Genomic DNA, 14,249 nt, shown 5'->3' with positions numbered 1-14,249 from the left:
GTTCAATTGATTTGGACATACCAGTTAAGAGATAATTTGCTTAATTGGAGGTCACAATGTCTACAAGAAGAAAATATACAAAGGAATTTAAACTGGATGCGGTTAGCTTAGTAACTGAACAAGGATACGCATGTTTAGACGCTGCCAGGAGCTTGGGAATTAATTCGAATATTTTGAGTCGCTGGATTCGAGAGGCAGCAGAGAATAATGAAAATGCTTTTCGTGGAAATGGTAAATTGACGGAAGAGCAACTTGAGATTCGCCAGTTACGAGAAGAAGTCAGAAGGCTGACAATGGAGAAAGAAATACTAAAAAAAGCCACGGTCTTCTTTGCGAAAGAAGCGAAATAAAATATTCGTTTATCGCCCAACACAAGAAGACCTGGCCGGTTGGCATGATGTGCCACCTCATGGGCGTTACTCCTTCTGGATACTATAGTTATCAAAAGCGGAAACAAACAAACCCGAACAATGAACCAGAACATCAAGAGCTATTGGAGTGGGTTAAAAAAATCTCGGAATCCAGCAAGTTCTCGTATGGAAATCGCAGGATAAGGAAAGCACTGAATGCTCTTGGTTATCCGGTTGGTCGAAGAAAAACCCGTAGTTTGATGCGTGAGGCTGGTATTTTTGTTCGATATAAAAAGAAATACAAAGTGACAACAAACAGCAATCACAAGCAACCTGTTTTTGATAATGTGTTAAACAGGAGGTTTCAGGTCAATGAGCCCAATCGTGCCTATGTGTCCGATATTACTTATATATCAACCCATGAGGGCTGGTTATACCTGACCGTGGTGATTGATTTGTTTTCTCGGAAAGTAGTGGGTTGGAACATGAGTTCGAGAATGAAGACTGATACGGTTTGTGATGCATTAACAATGGCCATTTGGCAGAGAAATCCAAGTTCAGGCCTTATTGTGCATTCCGACAGAGGCTCACAATATGCCAGTAAACAATATCGTGACCTTCTCAATCAATATGGTCTAGTGGGCAGCATGAGCAAAAAAGGTGACTGCTGGGACAATAGCGTTGCTGAAAGTTTTTTCGGTCGCTTGAAAGACGAGCGAGTACATTGGCGTAATTATCAAACCCGGAAGGAGGCAAAGCAGGATATCCTCGATTACATTACTATCTTTTATAACAATCAAAGATTACATTCGTCTTTGGATTATCAAAGCCCAAATCAATTTGAAAACCACTATTGGGGGCTATTGAAAAAAGTGGCTTAACTGGAGTGTACAAATTTGGTTGACCACGTCAAGGAATTAAGTTATCCAGGTTGAGCATTATTCACTCGAACATCATTATTATTATCATCTTTTATAACCTTGGCTGCCGCGCTAATTGAACCCGCTGAATAAAAAAATGTACCTGGTGCAACAGAAGAGGTTTGGCTAATTGGTTCAATGTCTATAGAAAACTCTTCCTTCTTCTGAAGTACCGCACTCTGGGATAAGTACCCTGTTAACCCTCCCAGTTCTGCTAAATTCTCACGTAAATAGGCGCGATTAGTTGGATCTTTATCTTCAGCATATAAGGAGTAGTAAAAGGCCAGTACATCATTCGCTGATGATTTTTCCAGTAATTTGGAGGCTGCAGTTGGATCAAAATGCGATAAACACCATCGTTCATAAGCTGCCTTACCAAATTTCTCATGAGTTAAGAAATCTTCAATCAAATAATCCCAATGAAATTCCGCCCTAGGGTGCAATCGAAATCCGCAATGATAGTGAAAAAGCAGGGATTCGTAACCTATATCGACCTTAATATTCCCATTGGTTTTAAAGTAGCTTGAAAAACTATGTCTAAATGCCAGTTCATGCAAGGCGGTTCCAACATTTCTGTATTCTCGGTTGGGAGAGGTATTATGCAACTGACTAATAATGAAATATTTTTTAAAGGTCGGTGCACCCAAGCTCTCTTCCTCAAGGTGCAGATAACCCAGTTGCATTCCTTCACTATCGATAAGTTTAAAATTATGTCCATATCCATATTTATTTACAACGGAAAACTCTACAGGATTGCCCTCTTTATCGAGTATTTTTGTAGTTAATTTCATTTCATCAGCTCCGTATTAATACTGGGTTGTAAGACTTAGAACCTATCCAAAACAGAGGGGAATTTGAGTTATTAATTTGCCACTTTATTTAATAATCACTCAAAAATACAGAAAAATTTAGGCATACGCCATTTCCAAAATGGAATAGGCTTGCGAATATCAAAGAACGACGAATCGTAAAAGGCTCTGTTGCAATTAAATATAAAAGGTACAAAAACCCTAAATCGAGGCATAGCTTAGGCATACAAATGGTACTCAAATTCGTGTGTGGTTCTAAGTACAGAGTGAATAAAATGCGAAAAAAACAAGAAAACTTTCTGTTCTCAGCTGTTTCTTTAGCATGGAGGCATATGCACAATATGGTTATGGCGGAGAAATTTTTATTTCAGAATCAATCAATTAAAACCATCAATATAGACCAGGCTGCACTTTTCCTCGGCGCCCACAAAGAAACCATCCGCCCTTGGCCGTCTCAGGAAAAATTCCCGCTGTAAAAATTGGCCGAGGATGGCGATTTATCGAACAGGATCTTGTTGTGTATATGCGATCTGAGTATTCTAACCGTGTTACATCGCAAGGCGCTATAAATAGGAGTAAACAATGGCGCTTTACAGAAGGAACGAGGTTTGGTGGATCAGCATTACCCACGATGGACAAAGAATACAGAGAAGCACTGGGACTGCCAATAAGTTAGCGGCTCAGGAGTATCACGATAAATTCAAGGCCGAGTTATGGAGTTTGGCAAAACTTCAGAGCAAGGCTGTCTACTCGTGGCGAGATGCAGTTCTTAGATGGCTTAAGGAAAACGGTCATAAACGCAGTATTAATGACGATAAAACCCATTTGCGTTGGTTGGATGGTTATTTAAAAAATTACCAATTGCATGAAATTAACCGTGACCTGCTCGAATCAATAGCTGATAAAAAGCAAGAAACCGGTGTTACAGCAACAACCGTTAATCGTATGCTGGAAGTCATTAGAGCAATACTGAGAAAGGCACAAATGGAGTGGGAATGGCTTGATAAGATTCCTGCGATTCGCATGCGGCACGTAGAAAATAAACGAATTCGTTGGATAACTGTTTCACAAGCAGCACGATTGCTTAAAGAGCTACCTTCGCATCTCCGAGATATGGCTGCATTCAGTCTGGCAACAGGCTTAAGGGCTGCGAATGTTAAGGGGCTGCAATGGCAGGAGGTGGACATGCAAAAGAGACACGCATGGGTTCACCCTGATGAAGCAAAAACAAAAAAAGCAATTCCTGTCCCTTTAAATGATAACGCCATCGCAGTATTGAAAAGTAGAATAGGGAGTCATCCAAAATATGTCTTTACCTATAATGATCAACCTATTCAACAATGCAATACTAAAGCATGGCGAAATGCGCTTAAACGAGCCGGGATTGAAAATTTTCGTTGGCATGATTTAAGGCACACATGGGCGAGCTGGCATGTCCAAAATGGAACAAGCTTGCAAGAGCTTCAGTTGTTAGGTGGATGGTCCAGTTTTGAGATGGTGTTGCGTTATGCGCATTTATCAAGTGACCACCTGAAAGCTGCGGCAAGTACGATTAACACATTGGGATTAGTAAATGGGTGACTGGAAACGTGAAAGGGTAAAAAAAGTGTTACAAATTTGCTACATCACCTTTTTTACGCCACTCGAAATTTCACGTAAGTCCTTGATTTATATGGCGCGCCCGGAAGGATTCGAACCTCCGACCCCCTGGTTCGTAGCCAGATACTCTATCCAACTGAGCTACGGGCGCGTCGTTCTGTCTGGCGGAGAGAGAGGGATTCGAACCCTCGATGGGATTTCTCCCATACTCCCTTAGCAGGGGAGCGCCTTCGACCACTCGGCCATCTCTCCGTCCAATGAAGCGGCAGTATAGCAGGTATTTGTTTATCGTCAACACTGATTTTAAATAAAAATAATTTTTAACAAAATTTCCAAATGGTTAGGATTACTGCTATCTTTTACAATTAAAAAAATGGCTGACTTAATCAGCATGACATGCATCAGGAGGCGTGATGGAGCAACGATCAAATTTGCAGGGCAGGGCGGTCTATGTTGTTGATGGCAATCGAACTCCTTTCTTAAAAGCAAAGGATGTCGGGCCTTTTACCGGTTCGGATTTAGCGGTGGCGGCAGGGATTCCTCTGCTGAATCGTCAGCCATTTACTCCAGCTGAATTGGATGAGGTTATTATTGGTTCGGCCATGCCTGGGCCTGATGAAGCCAATATTGCTCGCGTTGTAGCCCTGCGTTTAGGCTGTGGCGATAAAGTCCCTGCGTTTACCGTCATGCGTAATTGTGCCTCCGGCATGCAGGCACTGGACAATGCGGCCATTCAAATTGCTTCCGGTCGCAGTGATCTGGTTTTGGCCGGTGGTACCGATGCCATGAGTCATGCGCCATTATTATTTAATGAGAAAATGGCGTCCTGGTTAGGTCGCTGGTTTTCTGCTAAAAGCACCGGGCAGCGTCTGGGTCTGATGACGCAGTTTCGTCCCTCCTTTCTGGCGCCGGTTATCGCCTTGTTGCGTGGCCTCACCGACCCCATCGTGGGGTTGAACATGGGACAGACAGCAGAAAAAGTGGCTTACCGTTTTGGTATTACCCGTGAGCAGATGGATGAATTTGCTGTACAAAGTCACCTGCGTCTGGCTAAAGCCTATGAAGACGGTCGTATGACTGAAGTCATGCCCATCATTGATAAGAAAGGGAAAATGTATCCTCAGGATGATGGCATACGTACGGATTCAACGGTTGAAAAGCTTGCCAAACTCAAACCCTTCTTTGACAAAAAATTTGGCATGGTTACCGCCGGCAACAGTTCCCAGATTACTGATGGGGCTTGTTTATTGTTACTGGCCAGTGCGGATGCTGTGAAAAAATACAAACTGCCCGTGATTGGCCGCATCGTCGATTCTCAATGGGCGGCTCTTGATCCTTCACAAATGGGGTTAGGGCCTGTTCATGCTGCCACGCCGATTCTGCAACGGCAAAAACTCAAACCGGCAGAGCTCGATTGCTGGGAAATTAACGAAGCCTTTGCTGCACAGGTCCTGGGCTGTCTGGCTGCCTGGAATGATGACGACTATTGCAAAACCCAACTCGGCCTGCAGCATGCTCTGGGTGCTCCTTCGCTGGATCAATTAAACAAGGATGGCGGCGCTATTGCGGCTGGGCATCCCATTGGTGCCAGCGGGGCTCGTATTGTATTGCATGTTTTAAAGTCTCTTGAACAGACAAAAGGAACCCGCGGCATGGCAGCGATTTGTATCGGCGGCGGCCAGGGTGGGGCAATGTATCTCGAACGTGTGACTGAGGTGAGCGAATAATGAATAACTACAAACATTGGGACATGGAGAAAGACGCCGACAACATTATCTGGCTGGCTATCAACCGCAGCGATACCTCGGCTAATACCATAAACGATGAAGTATTAAATGAATTAAACAGCCTGTTGCAGGAAATTGCCAAAGACAGCAGTGCGGCCGGTGTCGTGATTTATTCCAGCAAACCCAAAGGCTTCATTGCCGGCGCCGATGTCAATGCGTTTTCCAAATTCAATACCGCTGAAGAGGCCGTGGATTTCTTAAGAAAAGGGCAGTCTGTTTTTGCACGCCTTGAAGCCTTGACGATTCCAACCGTGGCCATGATTGATGGATTCTGCATGGGTGGCGGCATGGAACTGGCTTTAGCCTGTGATTACCGTATCGCCACGGATGACAAAGACACCCGCCTGGGGCTGCCGGAAGTGATGTTGGGTATTCATCCCGGTTGGGGCGGCACTGTGCGGTTGCCGCGCCTCATCGGTGGGTTTGATGCCATTTCCAAAGTGATTCTGACCGGCGCGCCGCTGGCGGCACAGAAGGCAAAAAAACTGGGCATGGTGGATGAGGTGGTTCCTGGGCGGCAATTAAAGCGTGCCGCGGTTTACTACATTAAAAATAAACCGGCCAAACACAAGCCCCGATTTTTCCAGACGCTGTCCAATTGGGCGTGGGTGCGCATGCTGTTGTCCCCTTTAATGCGTTATCAATTAGCCAAAAAAGTAAAAAAGCAGCATTACCCCGCACCCTATGCGATCATTGATTTATGGGAAAAAGAGGGCGGTCACGGTGAGCGCGCCTACTTAAAAGAAGTGGATTCAGTAGAGCAATTGGTAAGCAAAAGCGACACGGCGAAAAATCTTATTCGTGTGTTTTCCTTACGCGAGCGCATGAAGGCGTTTGCCAAGGATTCCAATTTTAAAGCGCAGCACGTCCATGTCATTGGCGCAGGCGTTATGGGCGGCGACATTGCCGCCTGGTGTGCCCTGCGTGGTTTAAAAGTGACGTTGCAGGATAAATCCTATCAACAGATTGCCCCTGCCATTGGTCGGGCACACACCCTGTATAAGAAAAAGCTCAAGCAACCACGCCTGATTCAGGCGGCTCTCGATCGTTTGATTCCCGATCCGGATGGTCATGGCATTGCCAGGGCAGATGTGATTATCGAAGCGGTATTTGAAAACCTGGAAGTGAAGCAGTCCATTTTCAAACAGTTGGAAGAAAAAGCGAAAAAGACGGCCATCATCGCGACCAATACCTCCAGTATTCCTCTGGATGAAATCAGCCAGGTGATGAAGCACCCCGAGCGCTTGATTGGCATTCACTTCTTCAACCCCGTGGCTAAAATGGAACTGGTGGAAGTGGTCAGCAGTGCTAAAAGCTCCAAAACCGTGGTGCAGGACGCCTGTGCCTTTGTGGGACAAATCGGCCGTTTGCCTTTACCGGTTAAATCAAGTCCCGGCTTCCTGATTAACCGCGTATTGATGCCCTACCTGATGGAATGCGTGCAATTGATTGAAGAAGGGTACAGCGGCGCGGTGATTGATAACGCGGCCGAGGAATTTGGCATGTTCATGGGACCGGTTGAATTGGCAGACACTGTGGGAATGGATGTGTGTCTGGCCGTGGCTGAAAACCTGACCGGCCATTTTGGCGGGACGGTACCGCAGCGTCTTCGTGACATGGTGAAAGAGGGCAAGCTCGGGCGTAAGACCGGTGAAGGCTTCTACCGTTATAAAAACGGTAAGCCGATTAAGCCAAAAGTGAAATCCGACAAATCCGGTAAGGACATTGCGAATCGTCTGATTCTGCGCATGGTCAATGAATCCGCATCCTGTCTGCGTGAAGGGGTGGTGGCTGACAGCGACCTGCTGGATGGCGGAATGATTTTCGCCACCGGTTTTGCGCCTTTCCGTGGCGGTCCCATGAATTATGCGAAGCAATTTGGCCATGACAAACTCAATGAATTGTTTGCCAAACTCGAGTCCAAATACGGTTCGCGTTTCAAGGCAAACAGCGATTTGTAATTCATTCGCGTCACGTGTTTTAATAATGGCAGAGAGTATCTGCCATTATTCTTTATTAGGGTTATTACCATGGTGCGACTATTCCTAATTATTGGTTTTTCGTTATTCCTAAGCCCCGCTTTTTCAACAACCTTTGTGATTCCCGCCTCAGGCGACTTAGTAGGCGACATTCAATACACCACCCCGGAACCGGGTGAAACCTTAAGCGATGTCGGCATTCGTTATGATGTTGGCTATTTCGAAATGGTCAGAGCCAATCCTCAGGTTGACCCCCTTAGGCCCTTGCCTTTGCGTACCCGCCTTGTCATTCCTTCGCAGTATTTGCTGCCGCCAGGACCCCGCGAGGGCATTGTGATTAACCTGGCGGAATACCGCCTTTACTATTATCCGCCCGGAGACAATGTAGTAGTCACCATGCCGGTAGGTATTGGCCGCGAGGGTTGGCATACGCCAGTGGGAAGAACTAGGGTCACTGTCAAGGAGCGTGATCCGGTGTGGCATCCAACAGCCAACGTCAGGGCAGAGGCGGCAAAAAATGGAACCCCCATTCCCAATGAATTTCCTGGCGGCGATGGCAACCCACTGGGCCGCCATGTACTAAGATTGGGCTGGGCTACCTACCTGATTCACGGAACCAATCGCCGCGACGGCGTTGGTTCTCGCGTCAGCGCAGGATGTATTCGCATGATGCCGGAAGACATTGAGCAATTATTCGACATGGTTGCTGTGGGCACACCGGTCACGGTCATGAATGAACCATTAAAGCTCGGTTTAATGAATGGGCAATTGTATTTGCAGGTGCATCCTGCCTTAACGGACGAAAAGAAAGTCAATCTTCATGCGTTTTTAGAGGATAAACTGAGCGGCTACGCACTTAAAAAATCACTGAACCAGCAGGTTGTCGGCACTGAACTGCGCTCGCCAAGCGGCGTCCCCGTCAAAATTACCGCTTAAGCAGGCGGCGTTGGCAAAAATGGTAAGCGGTGTGGCAAAGCACCGCTAAAATGACGCTGCCTAAAAGGTCAACGGGATAGTGCCAGCCGAGCAGCACACAGGATGCAATAAGCAGCAGATTGAGGGGCAGTAGTAGAAGGCATACCACCCACAGCCGCCGGCACAGGTAGACACTGAACCAGGCCCACACGGCATGAAACGACGGAAAGGCAACCATTCCGCCATACAGGGTCGACGGGATTTGGTGGTTTTGAATTTCCATGAATTTAATGCCGGTGGCATGCTGCTCTGCAAAGAAATAAGGGCTTGATACCATGCTTGCCGGCGCCACAGTAGGAAAAAAATAATAAAAGCTGAATCCTAAAATAAAACTGCACAGCAGCAGGAAAAAATGCTCATTGACCACATCAAACTGACGGGAAAAAATAATAATCAGCGGCAGGCAGCTCAGTTGGTAATCGATGCTGGCATAAGCGTAGACCAGCAGTTGTTTAAAGGATGGGTATTGGGCTGTCCAGGCGACAATGTCAGCCATATCAATGTTAAACAGGGCTTCAAAGGCAATCAGGTAGTGATCGATGGGAGGAAAGGGCGTGTATTGGGCCGCATTGGTCATTGTTGCCAATGCCGCCATGACAATAAAAAATAACACCGTTTTGCGGGCGATGAGGTAACTGATGTGTTCGTTAGAAAACAATAAGCGGCAACCCAGCATCATCAATAACAAGGTCACTCCCATGCCAAAACTGCCATTGGGGAAATAGTTATTACCATGAAAATGCAGAAAAAAATGATTCACCAACAGCGAGGAAAACGACAGCAACAACGCGAGTGCAAGCAAGGGAAAAAGGCAGCTCTCATCATCAATCAGGGGACTATTCGCTTTCAAGCAATTGCTCTTTTTGTTTGATGGCGTGATAAATTTCTTCACGATGCACGTTGACCGAACGTGGTGCTTTGATGCCGAATTTAATATTGCCATCTTCGAGTGTTTTAAAAACAACCACTTCAATCGCTTCGCCCTTGACTATAACGGTAAAGGGTTTTTCAAACGAGACGTTAATGATTTCCATAAGTAATTTTTTGCTTTTTTGTTGTTATATCCTATGAATGGGCTAAATGCAATTTGGCTCTTCAAGATTCTATGACCAATCAAACAAAGAGCATGCCTCTTAAATGGCATGCCAGGATGTTTGGGTCAAGCTTAAGGGGTGATCTCTGATTTAGGATTAAGGGAATCAGGCTCTTTCTTGCTTGCTTCTGAATCAAAAATAGAAAATTGGGTAACGGAGGTTGACACGGGCTTATTGAGAGCGCTTTGGTGTTGCAATTGTTTCAAACGCGCTTCACAGGCGGGTATAAATTGATTTTGATAAAATGCAATTATTTTAGGATTGCAATGATCACCGTTCCCTGTCCAAAGGAGTTGCACTGCATTAGAAAGAAATTGGGCTGGCTCATCAACGCCCTCCGATTGACATTCCTCAAGGCCTTTTAGCGAAGAAAAATCATTATCAAATACAACATCAGCAATGAACAGGACAATGCCATGGAGGAAAAAGCCTTGCGTAATAACTCGGTTTTTTTCTATATCGTCACTGTGGTTTCCTGCAATATACAAAGTGCCCTTTTGATAAAGCGTCATGTCCTTGCTCGTTCCAAGGCTTAAGCGTTCAACGGTATCACTTGTGGGATCGATTGCAATTGTTAACTGATCGGTTTTGGTGAAATGATGCGCAATTTTAATTAAGATTGCTGATTCCACACGATCCAGCATCTTCAAGAACGTTTGTTCCATTGATTTAGAATCAATGGCCGCTTTTACACAACCCGTTGAAATGTTTTTCGCGAGCTCTATTGCAATGTTTTTACTCATACCTATTCCTTGGTTCTGCATTGTTTAATTCTAAAAAACGCTGTTAAATCAAGACCGTTGACAGCGATAACATAGCCGTATCACTTGACGAATGCAAGTAAATTTTAAATGCAGAGAGTTAATGAATTTTGCATGAACAATCGTTTTAAGTCATTTTATTTTAATGTTCAATGGATGCCAGGCAACTCATTGAGCGACCTGGCTCCTGACTGTTTATTGCAAGGTCATCATGGTGGCCGATTGACTGGGTTCGATGACTGGTGTTGTGTTCCTGAGTTTTTGGAGGGACTCCAGGGTGATATTGGCACGCTCGAACGTGGCCGCGATCAGCTTCACATTAAACGGGCATAAATCACTGGAAGTATGTTGCTTACCATGTTGTTTGAAAAATCCGCCTGTGGCAATCGATGAGGAGGATTGTTTGCCGTCATCCTGTTTAATTAATTCAAAATAGTATTTCCCAAGGCGAATACGTTTATGCGAGCTGCCATGACCAATTTCTTCTATTTGGCCGCCTAAGTGTTCAATTAATTTATATGCCTTTTTAGCATTAATGGGTGATTCCTTGTTTAGAATACGCTCTAACAACGTTAAGCGCTTAGCGTTTAGATTTTTTAATCGCTGCTCCATGTGGGAATCCACTTGAAATTCCGGGCTAAAAAATGACAGGTTTTCTTTGTGGTTTACTATCTTCCTTGGTGGCTTTTCCTCCCGTTTGCGTTCAATCTCAGCTCGTCGCTGCTTGTTACGTTCAGATTTTTCCTGTAAATAAGCCTGGGATTTTTTATCGACTTCTTCCGATTCTTCTTTGTTCTTCTTAATCATCGACTCTAATCGTTGATTATAATTTGTCCATATCTGTTTTTCGGTTTCAGCGATCCTTTGTTTAAGCGCGATTAATTGCTTCTCCATTGTTTTTTGCTTGCGATAGGAGTCTGATTCGAGATCATCGATGTCATCAATCTTCCTGATTTTCTGCGGACACGCTTCAGGCCATTCTGTCTTTAGTGAGTCAATCTGGCTTTGAATGGTTTCTAATTCATGCGTGAGTTCAGTCAACAGGTGGTGTTCTTCAATGGTCATCTCAAAATCAATTTTGTCGATTTGAGAAACTAACGCTTCGGTCTGCTTGTTCAGTTGAGTGAGTGATGAAGTAATCTGAATCCAGATTTTAGGATAATAAACTTCCGCCTTCTTTCTAGCATCGACCTCCGCTTTTGATTTCAAAGCCGCTTTTTCCGAGCTTTCCCATGAATCAATTAACTGTTGTAAAAAATTAAGCGAGGGTTGAACAGCGAAGAATAATTTAACGTTCTCTTCGATGACGGTGCACGGATCCTGATTGGGCCTGGCGTTTTCTTTTACACGCTCGACGATGCTTGATAAATCGCGCAACGCTTTTGGCAATTCCACCATCGTCGTGTCGTCGAATCCGTCAATTCCGTTCATCTCAGACACTTGTTCGTCAATCATGGAGTCCAGTTTCTGTTTTGATGGGAGAGGGCCTTTCGCTTTACCAGGCATTAAGTCGCCGCTTACGCGCTGGATAAATGCCTTTAAACTTTTAATGGCGGGTTCCCAGTTTATTGTCACAACGCTTTTAAATTCTCTGCGCTCCCATTTTTGCATGGAGTAGGTGTTTTGGCTTGTGGATACTTTGATGAGACGCTGCAGTGTGGCATAAGAGGATGGAAGATGCGGTTTAATGAGGCCTTGAAATTCTTTGAGAAGATCATGGTCATTAAACGCAGCCTGGACTTTGTCGCGAGTAGGAATTTTTTTTGATGTAAGAATCGCTTTGAACTGGGCGCAATACGGTAAATTCTGCTCAATTAAAAGATTGACTAAAGAAAAGGCCTGATCTTCGTTATCATTTGCCGAGGCTTCCCATAGTCTATGGTAAAAAGCCAGCCTTTCGTTAACAACAAGCATTAATTGGTTAATCGTGTGTTTGATCTCTTTATCGACCGGGATTTCAAAGATTTCTTCCAGGTAGGACTTAACGTCCTCTTCACTAACCTTATTATTTTCAATGTCCTTAAGATAAAACAAATGATTGCGAAGGTAGTCATGTCGTGCATAAATTTGCTGACGAAGCTGTTCTAATTGAGGCGATGGAGTTGGCATAATTAAGTTCAATTGTTTATTTAAAGGCCATAATCTACCATTTGAATATTAACTAAACCTTAAGTAAATTCCGTTTAGAGGGAGGCTACTTTGTGCCGGACAATTTTTTAAAAAACAGTCTCATCTAAGGCAAACAGAATCCAATTTGATAATTTAGCAAACAATTTTATATTGATTCTGTGATTGGTGAGCAAATCTCTGAGATGATCTAAGCCCAATCGAAAAAAGCTATTTTTTGGTCTTTTTTGGTTGCGTAATTTTTTAAGAGGAATAGGCTTGATAGATGCTTTCCACTCGCCAATTCGATGTGCCCAAACAAAGCCCAAGGCGAGTAAAACCAAGAGCTTTTCGATGCGCTTAGGCTCAATGACTCGTGTATCTTCAAATCGCCATCCCTTTGTTTTTAAAGAGGCAAAAAGCGTTTCTATTTCCCAACGGCGCAAATAGCAAGCAATTGCATTTTTGGGTGGTTGATTTGTGATAACAATCATCAAGTCTTCCCGAGAATTTTTGCTTCCGGTCAAATAAAGTGAGTGCCCAAAAACATGGACTTTCATACCAAATACTTGGTGCTGATAAGGGGCTAAGTGGCTGAATAACTGTGCCGAAGCTTTAAATTTCTTTTTGCCAATACACACGTCTACGTTCCCCTTAATCCGTAAATAAAAGGGAATATTCTCTGCTACAAGCCAAGCTATGAGTGCTTTGTTAGGAAATTCTCGATCACCGAGTATGCCTTGTATTGATTCTTTACCAAACGTATTAATAAATCGAGATAATAATTCTATCTGCTCTTTACCCGTCGTGCCTCCTGCTTTTTTTAGCAGTCGCCAAAATATGGGTATGGCTATTCCTTCATAACAAATAGACAACATAAACACATTGATTTTGGCTTTACCCCAATACCAATTTGTCCTGTCTATGGCTAAATAAACCTTGTGAGCTTTATTAAAAAACAGAGAGTATATCCAGCGAGCAATCCAGGTAAAATCTACCTCAAACTTTGAAAAAAAACGGTATACTCTTTTGTAGCGGGAATCAATGCTCGCTCTATCACCATCCATTGCAACCGCAATTTCACTTAAATTAACACTTCTCACCATAAACAAGGCTAATAACATTTGGGCAAAACAGTCAATGCGTGACTTGTGCCAATTCAATCTCTGGCTTAAAATTCCACTCAACTCGCTGATATATTTCATATTTACATCCTTTTTTAGACGAAATGATTATATGAAATACATTTAAAATCAGCGAGTTATTTATAATATCTCATCTCTTTAAGCGTTTTTGTCCGGCACAGAGGGGAGGCTAGCCTGATTGTCTGCCCTCTGAACAGGAGAGATAGCGGGTTAGGCCTAACGTCCATAGATTATTTTTAAACTGCATGAGCAAACAAGGCTTGATCGGTTACCACACCTTCGATTGCTATAAGGTTCTAAATCAGTTACAATCGAGCGTTTTTTTAACCTTGCCTTACTTTATTTTAAGTTAAAGAAGGCTATTATCCATAAGGAAAATTCATGAGACATTATGAAATTGTATTCCTTGTTCACCCCGATCAAAGTGAACAGGTTCCTGCGATGGTCGAGCGCTATGAAGGTATCATTACCAAGCATGGCGGGGCTATTCATCGTAAAGAAGACTGGGGCCGCAGACAGCTGGCTTACCCTATCAAAGAAGTTCATAAAGCCCATTATATTCTGATGAACATCGAATGTAATCAAACTGCCCTTGATGAATTAAAAAACGCATTCAAATTCAACGATGCGATTTTGCGTGAATTAATTATCAGTCAGAAACATGCGATTACCACGGAATCCATGTTAATGAAAAAAGAAAAAGACAACCGAGCAGCTTAAGGGG

Annotated in this window: 13 protein-coding genes and 2 tRNA genes; 7 read left to right on the top strand and 8 right to left on the bottom strand. The window is 43.9% G+C overall.

Features of this window, described 5'->3' with window-relative positions; all coding sequences use genetic code 11:
• Window positions 1-56 precede the first annotated feature (56 nt).
• Window positions 57-1,231 (top strand): IS3 family transposase gene (locus tag DYE45_RS08585; RefSeq protein WP_108349036.1). Its coding sequence is split into 2 segments (ribosomal slippage): window positions 57-309 and window positions 309-1,231, totalling 1,176 coding nucleotides; the frame shifts between segments, so codons are not numbered across the junction.
• A 41-nt stretch (window positions 1,232-1,272) separates the two neighbouring features.
• Here the strand turns inward: DYE45_RS08585 and DYE45_RS08580 are convergent.
• On the bottom strand, window positions 1,273-2,061 hold the full coding sequence (locus tag DYE45_RS08580; protein WP_115300761.1) for a hypothetical protein: 789 nt from the start codon (window positions 2,059-2,061) through the stop codon (window positions 1,273-1,275).
• A 293-nt stretch (window positions 2,062-2,354) separates the two neighbouring features.
• Here DYE45_RS08580 and DYE45_RS14905 point away from each other — a divergent pair, with 293 nt between their 5' ends.
• Window positions 2,355-2,555, top strand: a complete 201-nt coding sequence (locus tag DYE45_RS14905; protein WP_242602741.1) for a hypothetical protein — start codon at window positions 2,355-2,357, stop codon at window positions 2,553-2,555.
• Between the two features lie 106 nt (window positions 2,556-2,661).
• The gene (locus tag DYE45_RS08570; RefSeq protein ID WP_115300760.1) at window positions 2,662-3,660 is read left to right on the top strand and encodes a tyrosine-type recombinase/integrase; all 999 of its coding nucleotides are present in this window, start codon (window positions 2,662-2,664) and stop codon (window positions 3,658-3,660) included.
• Between the two features lie 92 nt (window positions 3,661-3,752).
• Here the strand turns inward: DYE45_RS08570 and DYE45_RS08565 are convergent.
• Window positions 3,753-3,829, bottom strand: a tRNA-Arg gene (locus tag DYE45_RS08565).
• A gap of 11 nt (window positions 3,830-3,840) precedes the next feature.
• Window positions 3,841-3,930, bottom strand: a tRNA-Ser gene (locus DYE45_RS08560).
• 161 nt (window positions 3,931-4,091) lie between these two features.
• Between DYE45_RS08560 and DYE45_RS08555 the strand changes: the two genes are divergently transcribed.
• The 3 genes from DYE45_RS08555 (at window position 4,092) to DYE45_RS08545 (ending at window position 8,380) form a co-directional block, all read left to right on the top strand.
• Window positions 4,092-5,405, top strand: a complete 1,314-nt coding sequence (locus DYE45_RS08555; protein ID WP_108293926.1) for an acetyl-CoA C-acetyltransferase — start codon at window positions 4,092-4,094, stop codon at window positions 5,403-5,405.
• Complete coding sequence (locus DYE45_RS08550) at window positions 5,405-7,426, top strand: 3-hydroxyacyl-CoA dehydrogenase NAD-binding domain-containing protein (protein WP_108293924.1); 2,022 nt, start codon at window positions 5,405-5,407, stop codon at window positions 7,424-7,426. The genes DYE45_RS08555 and DYE45_RS08550 overlap by 1 nt, the downstream gene beginning before the upstream one ends.
• A gap of 69 nt (window positions 7,427-7,495) precedes the next feature.
• On the top strand, window positions 7,496-8,380 hold the full coding sequence (locus DYE45_RS08545) for a L,D-transpeptidase family protein (protein WP_108293922.1): 885 nt from the start codon (window positions 7,496-7,498) through the stop codon (window positions 8,378-8,380).
• On the opposite strand, the gene DYE45_RS08540 is transcribed toward DYE45_RS08545, so the two are convergent.
• The 5 genes from DYE45_RS08540 to DYE45_RS08520 all read right to left on the bottom strand — a co-directional run bounded on the left by DYE45_RS08540 (window position 8,370) and on the right by DYE45_RS08520 (window position 13,585).
• On the bottom strand, window positions 8,370-9,269 hold the full coding sequence (locus DYE45_RS08540; RefSeq protein ID WP_160160705.1) for a phosphatase PAP2 family protein: 900 nt from the start codon (window positions 9,267-9,269) through the stop codon (window positions 8,370-8,372). The genes DYE45_RS08545 and DYE45_RS08540 overlap by 11 nt on opposite strands.
• Entirely contained in the window at window positions 9,256-9,453 is a 198-nt protein-coding gene (locus DYE45_RS08535; RefSeq protein WP_108293918.1) for a carbon storage regulator, read from the bottom strand. The genes DYE45_RS08540 and DYE45_RS08535 overlap by 14 nt, the downstream gene beginning before the upstream one ends.
• Window positions 9,454-9,584: 131 nt before the next feature.
• Window positions 9,585-10,256 (bottom strand): hypothetical protein, encoded by a 672-nt coding sequence (locus DYE45_RS08530; RefSeq protein ID WP_108293916.1) that lies wholly within the window; start codon window positions 10,254-10,256, stop codon window positions 9,585-9,587.
• 213 nt (window positions 10,257-10,469) lie between these two features.
• Window positions 10,470-12,383 (bottom strand): coiled-coil domain-containing protein, encoded by a 1,914-nt coding sequence (locus DYE45_RS08525; RefSeq protein WP_115300759.1) that lies wholly within the window; start codon window positions 12,381-12,383, stop codon window positions 10,470-10,472.
• A gap of 107 nt (window positions 12,384-12,490) precedes the next feature.
• Window positions 12,491-13,585 carry an IS4 family transposase gene (locus DYE45_RS08520; protein WP_115300758.1) on the bottom strand — a complete coding sequence of 365 codons (1,095 nt, stop codon included), beginning with the start codon at window positions 13,583-13,585 and terminating at the stop codon, window positions 12,491-12,493.
• Window positions 13,586-13,906: 321 nt separating this feature from the next.
• Between DYE45_RS08520 and rpsF the strand changes: the two genes are divergently transcribed.
• Window positions 13,907-14,245 (top strand): 30S ribosomal protein S6, encoded by a 339-nt coding sequence (rpsF, locus tag DYE45_RS08515; protein ID WP_058530739.1) that lies wholly within the window; start codon window positions 13,907-13,909, stop codon window positions 14,243-14,245.
• Window positions 14,246-14,249: the final 4 nt, after the last annotated feature.

This window comes from Legionella taurinensis (assembly GCF_900452865.1).
GTDB classification, from domain to species: domain Bacteria; phylum Pseudomonadota; class Gammaproteobacteria; order Legionellales; family Legionellaceae; genus Legionella_C; species Legionella_C taurinensis.
Note: the sequence above shows the minus strand (reverse complement) of the source record. Positions and strands in the feature narration are given on the sequence as shown.